This is a genomic window from Pedobacter polysacchareus, from assembly GCF_019802255.1.
GTDB classification, from domain to species: domain Bacteria; phylum Bacteroidota; class Bacteroidia; order Sphingobacteriales; family Sphingobacteriaceae; genus Pedobacter; species Pedobacter polysacchareus.
On the sequence record NZ_JAHYSS010000003.1, the window covers coordinates 662,123 to 675,027 of the forward strand.

Consider the following 12,905-nt stretch of genomic DNA (forward strand, 5'->3'; position numbering starts at 1 on the left):
AATTTTTACATTGATAAAATTCGACAGATTAGTACTTTATCTTTCTTAAGAAGTCCCTTACACTGCCCAATAATGTCAAACGGAAATTTTAAAAATGAGCAGAAGTTATAAAGCTATTTATCCAGAACAACCAAAAAAAGTCCAGTTCGGATGCCTGGGCCCAAATGGGATCATACAGGTACTAGAAAGGGACGAAAGAGAAATAAAATAGTGATAATGATATGTTTAAACTTTTAGAACACTACATTAAAAGCATAACAGAGATTGATGAACCAAGCCTGACTATTATCTTTAGTAAGTTCAGCTTGGTTAAAACCACTCGCAACCAGATATTGGTAGATTACAATGAAATTTGTAAAAACCATTACTTTGTAAACAAAGGCTGTATCAGAGTTTACACGATAAATAGTGAAGGAGCAGAAACTACCCGCTATTTTGCGTTTCAGGGTGAATTCGGCACCGCCTTACCTAGCTTAATTAACCAAGAACCTGCATTTGAATATCTCCAGACCATCGAAAAATCAGAACTACTGACAATCAGCAGAACAGATTTCTATTTTTTGGTCGATCAGATTCCTCAATTCGCCCTTGTATACCGCAGAATACTGGAAAAAGGATTTATAATAGCGCAGAAAAGAATATATGGCTTTCAAGGTTTTAATGCAATGGAAAAAGTAATTTGGATAAAAACACATCAGCCCAAATTTCTATCGAGAATTTCGAATAAAATGGCGGCCTCTTATCTTGGTATATCCCCTTCTACTTTGAGCAGAATCAAGGCTAAACTTTAAAAACGTTGACTTAGATCAACATTTTTAAAGTAACATCAAGCTAAATTTGTAGAAAAGATAATCATGAAATCAAGCATATATATAGTCTTATTCTCTTTTATAACATTTAACTCCTACTGCCAGACTAATCAGGCCGAGAAAAGTAAAAAAGATGAGGGTATATCATCAGAGCCATTTCTAATAAAAACCGACCAAATTACATTGCAGACAGCTATTCAGCTTACTACCCTGGCGAGAAAAAAAGCTTCCGCATTAGGTAAGGATGTTTCAGTAGCAGTATTGGATGCCAATGGACAAACCATTGTTCTCAGCCGAGGTGACAGAGTAGGTATACACAATACCGAGGCCGCAAGACGCAAAGCGTTTACAGCAGCATCAACAAAAACTGCAACGCTAATTCTAGCCAGAAATGCGAGATCTAATCCAGATACAGAAAACCTGGCTCATCTACCAGAACTCCTATTGCTCGGAGGGGGAATCCCACTTTATCATGATAGCAAAGTAATTGGCGCAATTGGTATAGCAGGTGGAGGAAGCCCGGAAAATGACGATCTTATAGGCAGATCAGCCAGTATTCCAGAGGCGGACATTATTGCCAGATAAAGTAATTCCAATTTGTATAAATTCACCTATTAATATATATCCATATGAAAAAATTAATTTTAGGTTTCATACTTAGCTTAGCGATAAACTTAAGTTACGCACAAGCACCTGTATACCGCCTATCAAGCCACATACTTGACGTTTCTACCGGACTTCCCGCAGCACATGTAACAGTTAAACTGGAAAAATTAAACGAGGGTACTAAATTGTGGACATCTATAGACCAAAAGACAACAGACGAAAATGGTAGGATTAGCAACTTTTTAGAAGAAAATAAAACTGAAAAAGGTGTATACAGATTAACATTTTTGATTGCAGACTACTTTAAAAGTAAAAAAACAGAAAGCTTTTATCCTTTCATTGAAGTTGTATTCCAAATCAAAGACGACAAACATTACCATGTGCCAATAACCTTATCTCCATATGGTTATAGTACATACAGAGGTAATTAACCATAAACTTATATTGTATTTCAGCTGAGCCTGATTACCTGCAAGACTAGCAGAAACCTTATAGGTCCCACCGGGCACAATTTTGTTTTTTTTATAAAATTAACATAAAGCGAATATATAGCGCTAACCAAAAGTTTGTCAATTATAATAAAACCCTATAAACCAATATAACTGTTAACTAGAGTTAACAGTTATATTGGTTTGAAAGATTATCCCAACTTGATGATTACTTAAGGTAATAATACCTGATCGACAACATGAATCACTCCATTTGTTGTAATGATGTTTGCAGGCGAAATCATCGATGAAGTTGTATTTTTATTACCTTTTACTTTAGCTCCGCCAGTGAGTGTAATACTAACTGTGCCTCCATTAACGGTCGCAGGTTTTGCCCCTTCAGTTAAATCGCTTGAAAAAATACGGCCTGCTATTACATGGTAAGTAAGTATGCTGGTAAGCACTGCGGGATCGGCAGCTTGAACTGCAGCAATATTTGCAAATCCTGCGTTAATAAAGGCCTGATTAGTTGGAGCAAAAACAGTCAAAGGACCAGCTCCAGATAACACTTGTGCTACATTAGTACTACCTTGACTCGCTCTTAACACTGCAGCTACTAAAAAGCTAAAGTTAGAATTTGCCTGGGCTACTTCAACAATATTTCCACCAGGAGGCATCAATACAGCATTGATTACATGAACAACTCCGTTACTAGCGGCTAGATCCGCTTGAATTACCGTCGCCCCATTTATAAAAACACCTGAAGCATTTTTCGTAACATAAACATTGAGATCAGCAGCTGTTTTAACCGAAGTATTGCTTGCCATTGCAATTTCAGCCGAAGGAACTCGCTGACCCAAAACATGATAAAGTAAGATCTTTTTTAAGGTTTCTACCGGCACAGCCTTAATTTTAGCTTCGGTATCCAATCCTGCCGCGACAAAGGCATCGTTATTGGGTGCAAAAACAGTAAATGGCCCCTTTCCAGCCAAAACATCAGTCAATCCTGCTTGCGCAAGTGCTGCTTTAAGCAGGGAAAAATTGTTACTGCTCATAACGATACCCGAAATAGTCTTCTCTTGGGTTGGGTTTGTCTTATCCTTTTTACAGGAACTAGATAATGTAGAAACTGCTATTGCTACAATTAAAGCAGATTTTCTAAAAAGATTAAAGCTTAGGTTTGTCATAAAATTAGTATTTTTTTATACTAAATAACACCCAAACAACATGCCAAATGTACATTTTAATACCTTTATTTTAAAAAATCAAAATATATAATAAAAAAAAGGTGCAAAAAAATACTAATTCATTCTAATTTTGTATTAAATCAAAAAAGAAAATGTATTACAATTTGATAACAGAACTGGTAAGCTTAGTAAAGATTTACGAAAATGAGGTAAAAGACGCGAATGAGGATGTATATTCTTTTGGACAGTGGTTAATTGAATACTTGAAAAGCCAGGGGCAACACGGAGAAATAGAGCCTGAATGGGAAGGTAAATCAAAAGGTCGCTCAGCTGATAGTATAATTAACACCTCACTAGTACATCTGTACAGATACGCGAAAATACATGCAAAGGCTGCTATTGCGGACACAGAATTTTCGACTCCTGATGATTTTATTTATTTGATCAGTCTAACTTCATTTGGAAGTATGAGTAAAGCTGCTTTGATAAAGTTAAATGTTCATGAAAAATCTGCAGGAATACAGATCGTGAATAGATTAATTAACAATGGATTAGTTGAGCAAACGCTGATTGATACTGATAAAAGGAATAGAATGATACAAATTACTCCTAAAGGTACACAGCTTTTAAATGAAAGTATGCAAAATATAAGACAAGCCTCCATTAATGTTACAGAGCCACTGCTCTATCATGAAAAAATGGATTTGATTAAATTACTTACAAAGCTCGAAAACTTTCATAAATCAAAGACCAAGCAAGAAATACAAACCAATGGTGACTAAACTAATTCCATCCTGTGCATCGATCCCTTAAAAGCAAAAATTATTGCAATTCCAAACTTTCACAAGTCACTTCATTAAACACTGCATTTAATATTAGTTCTCTCGTACTCACTGTGAATATAGTGTACAAATTAGCAACTGGATTTTGAGTATGATCTAAAATTTTATCGACATCCTGTCCATATGCCCATTTAAATTTAATGACTTTTAGAGCTTCAATTGTTTTATTCTTATAGAGCTCAATTATCTCGTCGTGAATTGTGACACTTGCTTTTCTAAGATTCATGAATCCGTAATAATTTCTAAATTTCAACTTTACGGAAGCGTTCCTGTAACAATGTTAATCTCTCGATAATTTTTTTTAAAGGGTTTTGATTCACCATAAATCATATCTATTTGCATGGCTTTATAATCAACTTCCCATTCATTCATCACTTCCCCTGGGGGAATGAAGTTAATCTTTTCCATTCCTGATTACTATAATCTATCCCGCGACTAATGTTAAATTTTGAGCGGTGATCAACTATAGATTCATATAAAACAGTATCCTGAATAGCTTGTTCGCCGTATTCAATTACAGCAATTTAGCTAATATCTGTGTTTGCGTTTTTTGAAGAAACGATCTTTTCCAAATCTCCTAGAAAGCATATAAGCTAAACTAACTGCGATTACAGCTCCAGTAATAATCTTAGCTAAAGCGTTGCCTTCTTTCTCTGTTCTTATATTCTTGTAATCTCCCAAAGATTTGAAATGAGAATTTAAACAACCATAATAAGTTTTGCGACTGCTTTCTTCAATTAACTCCCGTTCCAGATCCGCTACATGAAAAACCTTTGGATAGTCGGTCAGATCTATTACAAGGCAATCCGCCCCAATCTGCTGGTATTCCAGATGTTTCTCATACGTCATAAGATGAGACACTTCGATTTCAACAAGTAGATTTTTTTCATTCCCACATCCCACACAAGGTAACATCAGGTCTATATTTACTAAAGCTGACTTCTGGTTTACCGGCATAAGCAAAATCATCCCTAACAGGTGCAAGCCGGCAAACTACGACCTTGCTAAAAAAATGCAATAGTTCACATGCATAGTTAGTAATTTATAAATGGATTAATGACCTAGTTACAATTAATTAGTAGCGTAGCATTATTTGTTTCATCCTGCAAATGCTTTTCAATAATTCTCAATTCGCGAATTGAGAATTATTGAAAAGATACCCTATTAGTATTTCATTCCCAATTTCTCCTAAAAAACACAAAGCAAGTATGTTCCGGAATGTCCATCCCATAGGGTAAAAATAAAATACACAAGCTACAAATGCGTTACAAAATATCAGAAAAGCAAAGGGATAAAACGAAGAATATTGACAAAACAAACTCAATAACGTTGAACTATTTAATTGTCATTATCTATCATAATTATGCAGTATTTAACATCAAATATTTGCTGTTAATTTTTGTTTTACCCACAAAAAAAATAGATTATCATTTGAGTATATTTAATAGTTATTATGCTGATTTAGATGTAAATAAGGGTAATTAAGCGCCATAATCTGCACCTATTTTTCCAGAAAAATCAGGTCTAAATCATGGAATTTCGACGATACAATAAACATAAGAATAAGAAAATCAAATAATTACAAGTCAGAAGGAACAAATAATAAACAGCTTTTTTTTTTGCGCTATATACTCCATTTTTATGTTGAAAACTTGCTTCATTTCTGCAGGAAAAAACTACTCCCGCGCTGTAAAGAACAGTCCTCCAAATCTCATTTCATCTGAGATATCGTCAGCTTAACTGTTCTTCACCCGGAAAGTATTAGACATCAATTTTCTCGGCTTTTTCCCCTTATTCTCACCTATCCTACTGTCACCTGTAAGGTCTGTCGGAACTGAAAAACGGTTTCCCTTGAATGATCTGGGTTTTCTCTCGCGGTCTTCATCCGCTAGCTTCACAGTAATTTTCCTGCCTTTTAAAACGATACCATTTAACGTAGCAATCGCACGGTCTGCACCAGGCTGATCTATCATCTCCACAAATCCAAAGCCTTTAGGCTGACGTGTAATTTTATCGGTCAGCAAATGAACGCTGTCTACCATTCCATGGATACTGAACAGCTCAATGAATTCCACCTCCTCAATATCCAGTGGATAACCCACTACAAATAGTTTAATCATAATTTTTATCGTCTTCAAACTTAAGCTTAAGCTTAATTCAGTTCAATAAAGAAAAATGCGACCTACTTATATTTCCATGATAGCCAGTTACAGAATGCTGGTAAACTTCTTTACGATGTATAATAATCAATGGAAAAGAAGAAATTACTAAAACTACTATTCATCATAGGCAAAAAATTAATCCCCGAATGTAACCAAGCAGAGCAGAAAGTGTAAGTGAAAAAACATCAATTGATATATACGGGATTACCCGTACAACACATAGCAGAAGCATAACCAATCACCCTGGGAAAATCTACACCAGTTAGCTAAATAATAATTTTTAAATTAATCTAAAAAGTAAAATAATATTAGTTTTGCCAATTCCAGACATGTATATAACCGGGTTTTACTACAATTATTTTGCATTCCCAATTCGTCATCTCATTTCCGCAAAATACTCTTATTTACCTTTTTTTATATACTCCTCATAACTGGACTGCGTGGCTTTTATGAAATCTTCGTGCACATATCTGGTATTTCTGCCAGAATTATTGTCAACCTTGACCATAGGCCGGGATGGATGCACAATGACTCCAGGAAGGCTGTTCATTACAAATGCCAACTCCTCAATCGCAACTTCTGGAAAAATTTCGGATTTTGAAAGAACAATATAAAAATAGAACGCATTAACAGCAATGCATCGGACAATATAATACTCCAAATTCTTTTGCAGATCAATTGCGCCACATCTTACAGAATTCGAATTCGTTATAACACCGTCCTCTATCGAGGGTAGAATAATATCCAATTTAATAACAATATCCTCTCTTGTCATATTTCCTTCAAGAATTACCTTCCTGTATTTACTGAAAGGGTTATTTTCCTTTATAATTGTTCTTGAAGTATTGTAGGTAACTTTCAACAGGCATCTGAGCAGCATGTCATAATCATACCCAAAAGCAAAATCCGTTTTACAGTGATGGAATGCTGAAAATACTGATCGAAAAGTGAACAGAAATAGGCATCCAATGGAGACAGTTTCTTGTTATTGCATTCAGCGCATACGTCGGCCATGACAAGTTCAGCGCCAATGAACTTATTCTGGCTGCCGATATATCTGGCATTAAGTTCCGGCATTCTGTTAATGATGCATCTTGGCCAGATATCCTTCTCTGGTTAGTGTTTCAGCCCGATTTCAGTAGGCACAAATCCTTTGTTTTGACATATAACTAATATTTTTTCATTCTCTACATTGTCTATCTACAGAACTTGACATTTGGCATCCAAGCTATGAATCTAGCGAGAATCTTTACACCTTGTCTACGTATTTCTGCAACAAGTTGTAACTAGGAGTACCGATATTAGTAAGCCAATAATAAAATTTTGTTTTTTTGTCTTTCAAATAGTACAACACCAAAAGGGTTTCGGACTTTCTGATCTGGTTATCGGTAAGCAGAGCATTATACTTTTTGATATGCATTGTCCGCTTTAGACCACTTTTGAGCAGAAAATCTTCAACACATGTACGGAGCACCCTGATATTAGCTGCGTCCGAAAATTCTAAATCAAAATCATAATCTTGGTCTTTCAAGTTATAAATAGCAAAATAAGGGACATTATCTTTAGGATCAACGATTCTATGTTCAAGCATCATGTCAACAGTTGCTTCCTGCAATTTCTCACGGGCCTGCTCGGCAATATCAGTTGAGAATTTTGGCCGTGAAAGATCCAAAAGAGGTACAGCAGCAGCTAAATAGTAGACTTCCAGATCCGTCAATTTATCGATCTCTTGTGCAAAATCAATTTCATGACCTTGTTCCGAAAGATAGGTTTTTATTTTCTTTACTCGTACGTCGTCATTATCATCTATAGCTATGCCTAATCTTAGTAGGACTGTCTTTAGTTCCATTAGTCTACTTATTATCTGTTATATACTTCTTGATTAGTTCAAGGAGATTTTTAGTTCCTGAATTTATGATCCTCATTTACGCGGTTAAACCAAATGTAATTCTTTCAAGATCTTGGTGAAGATAAGAAATTACAACAAGGAATATGAAAGTGAGCCTAGCATTTAATTAATAAGACACAAAACAACACATTGTACGGGTTTAATCAGAGATGAAAGTTTTTTTACTTGGCCTAGTCCCTCAATACAACATCTAAAAAACAGGGTGCAGAATATGACATAAAAACCCTGATATATTATGGTTTTCTTTGATATTGTTTAATATTTTGGGAAAGTAAGATGGGAAAACGCTCCCTGCTACTCAACATCGTCATCAACGTCGTACTCTCCACGCCATTCCCATTCCAGAAATTTGTATTTGACCGGCCCAAGATTGCCATCCTGGATTTCCCCCGCAGCTGGCTCCCAGCATTTATCGTTCAGCTAGTAATTTTCGCCCATCTTGCCGCGATCAGGAAATTAATCGCTCACTAAATCTTCTCTGTGTACAAATTACCAAGATTTTCAAAAGGTAGCGGCTGCGTAGCATTTATCCTCAAATACTGTATTTTTGTCTATGGCTAACAATGATGACACGCTAGAGAAAAGGATCAATGACATCAAGGATATTGCGGTTTTTCTGCAGATGATGTCCTCATTTTCAGAAAATGTAGAATGGCGGGTTATTAATCACCTCACCAACAGGGTTGATGTATTTTTTAAAACAGCGTCTGATCAGGCCATTGTAGCCGAACTCCCGGATATCCGTCACGCACTTGACCAACATGCCAATCCATTGCTCCAACAATTCCCCTTAAAAACAGATATCAATACCGTCGCCAAAAATTGGAACGACGTATCCAAGGGAGATCAGGATATTTATTCCTACGGTTTGGAATATGGCTGGCTGGAGGAGCACCTTGATCTAAAAAAATTTCCTTTGTATAACTATGTACCTTATCATTTCCGATTAGGACTAGTTGAGAACAAAGGCCGTTGTTACATTGAGGAAGAAAATTTATTGAAAGATGCATTTAACATGCTGTTGAAGGCAGAAAATTACCACGTTGTGCTCACCAAATATGGAAAACTCGAAATGGAACTTTCACAAGCTAAGGGTAACTTGGAATTTGAAAAGCAAATATATACTAAAATCACACACGTAAAATTTGAAGTTTCCAGTTTTAGCAGGTTAACAATACTTTCTTTTTATGCATTTATTGAAGCCTTTGTGAACAGTATTGCTTATAGTTTTCTCAGAAGAAATGACTCTGCACTATCAGCTGCTGACGCCGAGCTCTTGACAGGAAAAAAAAACAAGCGTTATCTCCAACTAAAAGCCAAAATCGAGCAATATCAAAAGATTATCCGCGCTGATAAAAAAGCAACCCTGATCACATCTGATGAAATGCAGATGAATGATGCATCAAAGGCATTTTTTGCCTACGAAGAACTTAGGAACTCTGCTGTACACTACTCGCCCATGAAAGCATCCCTTGCGATAACACCACTAGAATGGCTAAACCGGGCAGTAGAATTTTCAAAGATTGCGATGAATGTTGCCATCCAGTTTTGGAATGCCTGTTATCCAGACCTGGACTTGCCGGAATATCTTGGGAGATTAGATTATGATTTTAATTATCATATGGCAGAAACCAGATTTGCTATAATACAAGAAGCAGAAAATATATCAAAGCTGAACCCTCCACAATGAAATCTGATGGATATGCTGACTCCATACTAGTGCCTTTCAAGACAAAAATGTTTTTAAAACTTCAGCACATCACCAATTAAAAAATCTTTCTTTCAACGTGATCTATTAAGTGATGCTGAGGCCACCAAATATTTTGGCCAGGCCAAATATCAGATCAGTAAAAACTGGACATCCACCACAGGTGTATCGCATGTAAATGAATTTTTAAACCATAGCTACCAACCCTATGTAGAATGGCTTAATGCCACTACCGCTTCAACAAGCATCAGGCACTTTGGCCCAAGGGAAAGAACCTATGGCAATATCCAACAAAATTTTAATGGCAGTTTCAGTACCGGAAAAATACACCATAACCTGTTAATTGGTGCCAGTTATGAGTTTAATGATGAAACACTTACTTATAAAGCACTTGCCCTTGATAAGATCGATGTCACTAAGCCATTCGAAAAAACGGGTTTGAGTAGGATAACCGGCCTTTTGGCAGACAATTCCATTCCGTCATCTGGTGATGCTTACGGAGGAAATGCTTTTGGCTTGTACGCATCGGATGTGATCAACTGGATTGACCGCTTATCGACCATGCTAAGCTTGCGATTCGACCGTTTTAAGCAGACCTATGAAGGAGGTTATGTTCAGCCTTCACTCTCTCCAAAACTGGGGATTGTTTATCAGGTTGTGAAAGACAAGGTATCGCTTTTTGGAAACTTTATGAACGGTTTTCAGAACCAGGGTCCAGTTGAACAGCCAGACGGTGGTCTTTTTAAACCAAAACCAGTTTTTGCCAACCAATTGGAAGGTGGTGTAAAAGCCAAGTTGCCAGGAGGCAAACTCGGTGGAAGTATCATCTATTATTATATTGATATCGACAACGCTTTGCGTACAGATAATGCGCTATTTAGCTTTCAGGATGGTAAACAGGTTAGTAAGGATGTTGAGGTAGAACTTACGGCAAACCCGATAAGCGGGCTTAACATTGTCGGCGGATATGGCTTTAATGAAAATAAGTTTGTTAAGGCAGATGCATACGAAGGTAAGTTCGCTACCCAGGCACCTAAACACATTGTTAACTACTGGCTAAACTATCAGTTACCTTTGACCAACATCAAAGGTATTGGAATAGGTTTTGGAGGAAACTATGTAGGTGATTCGTATTTAAATTCTAGCAATACATACACCATTCCAGCATACCATATCATTAATGCTACTATTTCTTACCAAAAAGAAAAATGGAAATTCGGTTTTAAATTAAATAATATTTCAAATGTTGAATATTGGGACTTGGTAGGAAACCCGCAATTTACGAGGAATTTTGTGGCTAACTTTTCATTTAAATTTTAAGTGTTTAATCCATAATTATTTCGCCTCACAAAAAACCTTTGAGTTAAGGCTGCTCATATTGGGCAGCCTTTTTCAATTATCTTGCTGTATTAAACATATACAATATTAACATCCTCACCAAGGATTTAAATATGTAAAGAGAAATTAGCAGTAGCAAAACTAGAAGCATTGAATTACTGTCATAATTAAAAGGAGTAAATTACATAGTCATTCTAATTGCCCAAATCACCTTCTGCAACAATATGATTGTTTTTGGTATATATAGCATCCAGTCTTATCATCAATTTGTACAAAGCGATCACTGCTGAAAGGTAAATATTGCTCTTCCATTTTTTATTATAGGAGTCAAATCGGCCATGGATCATCTCATTCCTATCATCTTTGAACCTGCGTACCAGAAACTGCAGTTCAACCTTTATCGAAACATATACCTTTTCCCTATCGCATGAAATCCATGATTTGAATTCTCCAGAAAACCCTACAATTACCGCAGAAGCCTTTTCGTTCCTCTCCACATCGCTCATGGCCTGGTCCGACAGAATTTTTAAAAGTTCTTCCATTCTAACTAAGGCAGACCTGCTAGAACTTTCATATTTCTTTAGTTTTTGTTTTGCTTCTTCCAACTGAGGGCTATCAATAAAATTTGCCATCTCAACGGCCGCAAAGAAATCATGTGGAATATCATTTTTCCAGTTGGGCTTGTTAACCAGTGTTTCCAAAGACTGATAACTTCTCACGAACTCTTCTGCGTACTTTATGCTTTTAGTAGGGTTTTGCCGAATATAAAGCTGCTTACACATTTCACGGGTCATACCTTCAATCACTACCATCAAAAGTATATTGCTATTAGCATATTGCTGATGTTTGAAATCAGACATAATACTTGAAATCAGGTCACAATTATAGGTTGATGAACTGGCAAGATAAGGAATAACATGTTCCTGAATAAATATTACTTTTCCTTCGCAGTAAACCCCAAAAGTATCAGGATGCCGAATTCCCAAGGCTAGTTCAAGATGATCGTTTATTGTGCCGTCTTTGTTCCAATAGAAATCGTTTTCGATCGAATAGCTTACCGAATATTTGGCAAGTTCAAATAAGAGTATCGATTCTTTGAAGTTTTTGAGTATTGTTTTGCCAAATGAGGATCCGTTCTTTTCCTTTTTTTTTCGCAAATCAGCTATTTTTGTAAATACATAAACCTTTACAGCCTCGTCGGTAAGGTTTTTATTGATCCCGGCAATGATTTCCTTTAACCTTGCTATATTGTTTTCCACTCTCTCCCTTTCCCAAGTTGTATTCTTTTGCGGCTTCACCTCTTTATTTTCATTTAAGAGGCGATTAGCAATTTCTCTCACCTTTTTAAGTTGAGTCTTACGGGTTTTATATAACACAACGTTTTTATCTGACATAACAATCACTAAAATATTTAATTCGGTAAAAATTGGCAAAAAATCCAGAGACTACCGATATATTTCGCTCTAGGTTGCTCATGCCAATTTTTCAATAACTGTAAATGAAGATCAAATACCCAATTTAAGTTTGCATTATATGAAGAGTATACTTACAAAAATCAGCCTATATCATCATCAAATTTGTCCTTTTTCCCGGCATAAATAGACTGCATATTTACGGTTTAAATCTTTGCGTTTAATATAATCATGATAAAAAACAAGACAATTTTTCATCTTTAAGATGCTGCGCAGCGCGTTAAGGAAACCGTGAGTAATATGGCCCCTTTAGCGGAGAAAATCTAAAAAAATCATTCTATTTGACGACACTTCCAGCAAACAAGATACTAAGCAAAATATCCATCTACTTTATATATGTATATTTATAACAAACTGATAATTAATAACAATTATCAGTTTTTAATGAGATTATATTCATCTCCGAAAGGTGTTAAATTCTTAAAAAAATGCATCAAAGTATTA

The 12,905-nt window shown here is 36.0% G+C and carries 14 protein-coding genes; 6 read left to right on the top strand and 8 right to left on the bottom strand.

Annotation, left to right across the window (positions count from 1 at the left end; genetic code table 11):
• The first annotated feature begins 221 nt into the window (after positions 1–221).
• The 3 genes from K7X70_RS10470 to uraH all read left to right on the top strand — a co-directional run bounded on the left by K7X70_RS10470 (position 222) and on the right by uraH (position 1,846).
• A complete protein-coding gene (locus K7X70_RS10470; RefSeq protein WP_222537008.1) occupies positions 222–791 on the top strand; it encodes a Crp/Fnr family transcriptional regulator in 570 nt (189 codons plus the stop codon).
• A gap of 201 nt (positions 792–992) precedes the next feature.
• The gene (locus tag K7X70_RS10475; RefSeq protein ID WP_222537009.1) at positions 993–1,394 is read left to right on the top strand and encodes a heme-binding protein; all 402 of its coding nucleotides are present in this window, start codon (positions 993–995) and stop codon (positions 1,392–1,394) included.
• 44 nt (positions 1,395–1,438) lie between these two features.
• Positions 1,439–1,846, top strand: a complete 408-nt coding sequence (gene uraH, locus K7X70_RS10480) for a hydroxyisourate hydrolase (RefSeq protein WP_222537010.1) — start codon at positions 1,439–1,441, stop codon at positions 1,844–1,846.
• Positions 1,847–2,076: 230 nt separating this feature from the next.
• Here uraH and K7X70_RS10485 read toward each other — a convergent pair whose 3' ends face one another.
• Positions 2,077–3,030: a fasciclin domain-containing protein gene (locus K7X70_RS10485; protein ID WP_222537011.1), complete on the bottom strand. Its 954-nt coding sequence runs from the start codon at positions 3,028–3,030 to the stop codon at positions 2,077–2,079.
• Between the two features lie 164 nt (positions 3,031–3,194).
• Here K7X70_RS10485 and K7X70_RS10490 point away from each other — a divergent pair, with 164 nt between their 5' ends.
• Positions 3,195–3,812 carry a MarR family winged helix-turn-helix transcriptional regulator gene (locus K7X70_RS10490; RefSeq protein ID WP_222537012.1) on the top strand — a complete coding sequence of 206 codons (618 nt, stop codon included), beginning with the start codon at positions 3,195–3,197 and terminating at the stop codon, positions 3,810–3,812.
• Positions 3,813–4,127: 315 nt separating this feature from the next.
• Here the strand turns inward: K7X70_RS10490 and K7X70_RS10495 are convergent, their stop codons facing one another.
• From K7X70_RS10495 to K7X70_RS10520, 6 genes are all read right to left on the bottom strand, one after another.
• On the bottom strand, positions 4,128–4,280 hold the full coding sequence (locus tag K7X70_RS10495; protein ID WP_222537013.1) for a hypothetical protein: 153 nt from the start codon (positions 4,278–4,280) through the stop codon (positions 4,128–4,130).
• Between the two features lie 120 nt (positions 4,281–4,400).
• A complete protein-coding gene (locus tag K7X70_RS10500; RefSeq protein WP_222537014.1) occupies positions 4,401–4,829 on the bottom strand; it encodes a hypothetical protein in 429 nt (142 codons plus the stop codon).
• Positions 4,830–5,608: 779 nt separating this feature from the next.
• Positions 5,609–5,992: an RNA recognition motif domain-containing protein gene (locus K7X70_RS10505; RefSeq protein ID WP_222537015.1), complete on the bottom strand. Its 384-nt coding sequence runs from the start codon at positions 5,990–5,992 to the stop codon at positions 5,609–5,611.
• 442 nt (positions 5,993–6,434) lie between these two features.
• Entirely contained in the window at positions 6,435–6,896 is a 462-nt protein-coding gene (locus K7X70_RS10510) for a hypothetical protein (protein WP_222537016.1), read from the bottom strand.
• Positions 6,893–7,111 (bottom strand): hypothetical protein, encoded by a 219-nt coding sequence (locus K7X70_RS10515; RefSeq protein ID WP_222537017.1) that lies wholly within the window; start codon positions 7,109–7,111, stop codon positions 6,893–6,895. Before K7X70_RS10515 ends, K7X70_RS10510 begins: the two co-directional genes overlap by 4 nt.
• Positions 7,112–7,283: 172 nt before the next feature.
• Positions 7,284–7,883, bottom strand: coding sequence for a hypothetical protein (locus tag K7X70_RS10520; RefSeq protein WP_222537018.1), 600 nt, complete (start codon positions 7,881–7,883; stop codon positions 7,284–7,286).
• A 613-nt stretch (positions 7,884–8,496) separates the two neighbouring features.
• On the opposite strand from K7X70_RS10520, the gene K7X70_RS10525 reads away from it, so the two are divergent.
• Both K7X70_RS10525 and K7X70_RS10530 read left to right on the top strand, forming a co-directional pair.
• Entirely contained in the window at positions 8,497–9,633 is a 1,137-nt protein-coding gene (locus K7X70_RS10525) for a hypothetical protein (protein WP_222537019.1), read from the top strand.
• A 75-nt stretch (positions 9,634–9,708) separates the two neighbouring features.
• Positions 9,709–10,971 (top strand): TonB-dependent siderophore receptor, encoded by a 1,263-nt coding sequence (locus K7X70_RS10530; RefSeq protein ID WP_222537185.1) that lies wholly within the window; start codon positions 9,709–9,711, stop codon positions 10,969–10,971.
• 212 nt (positions 10,972–11,183) lie between these two features.
• Here the strand turns inward: K7X70_RS10530 and K7X70_RS10535 are convergent, their stop codons facing one another.
• Positions 11,184–12,383: a hypothetical protein gene (locus K7X70_RS10535; RefSeq protein WP_222537020.1), complete on the bottom strand. Its 1,200-nt coding sequence runs from the start codon at positions 12,381–12,383 to the stop codon at positions 11,184–11,186.
• Positions 12,384–12,905: the final 522 nt, after the last annotated feature.

Excerpts from the sequence above, each read along its gene's own strand:
- K7X70_RS10470 (WP_222537008.1), top strand. The coding sequence starts at position 222 with ATGTTTAAACTTTTAGAACACTACATTAAAAGCATAACAGAGATTGAT.
- uraH (WP_222537010.1), top strand. The coding sequence starts at position 1,439 with ATGAAAAAATTAATTTTAGGTTTCATACTTAGCTTAGCGATAAACTTA.
- K7X70_RS10485 (WP_222537011.1), bottom strand. The coding sequence starts at position 3,030 with ATGACAAACCTAAGCTTTAATCTTTTTAGAAAATCTGCTTTAATTGTA.
- K7X70_RS10495 (WP_222537013.1), bottom strand. The coding sequence starts at position 4,280 with ATGGAAAAGATTAACTTCATTCCCCCAGGGGAAGTGATGAATGAATGG.
- K7X70_RS10500 (WP_222537014.1), bottom strand. The coding sequence starts at position 4,829 with ATGCCGGTAAACCAGAAGTCAGCTTTAGTAAATATAGACCTGATGTTA.
- K7X70_RS10505 (WP_222537015.1), bottom strand. The coding sequence starts at position 5,992 with ATGATTAAACTATTTGTAGTGGGTTATCCACTGGATATTGAGGAGGTG.
- K7X70_RS10515 (WP_222537017.1), bottom strand. The coding sequence starts at position 7,111 with ATGCCGGAACTTAATGCCAGATATATCGGCAGCCAGAATAAGTTCATT.
- K7X70_RS10520 (WP_222537018.1), bottom strand. The coding sequence starts at position 7,883 with ATGGAACTAAAGACAGTCCTACTAAGATTAGGCATAGCTATAGATGAT.
- K7X70_RS10525 (WP_222537019.1), top strand. The coding sequence starts at position 8,497 with ATGGCTAACAATGATGACACGCTAGAGAAAAGGATCAATGACATCAAG.
- K7X70_RS10535 (WP_222537020.1), bottom strand. The coding sequence starts at position 12,383 with ATGTCAGATAAAAACGTTGTGTTATATAAAACCCGTAAGACTCAACTT.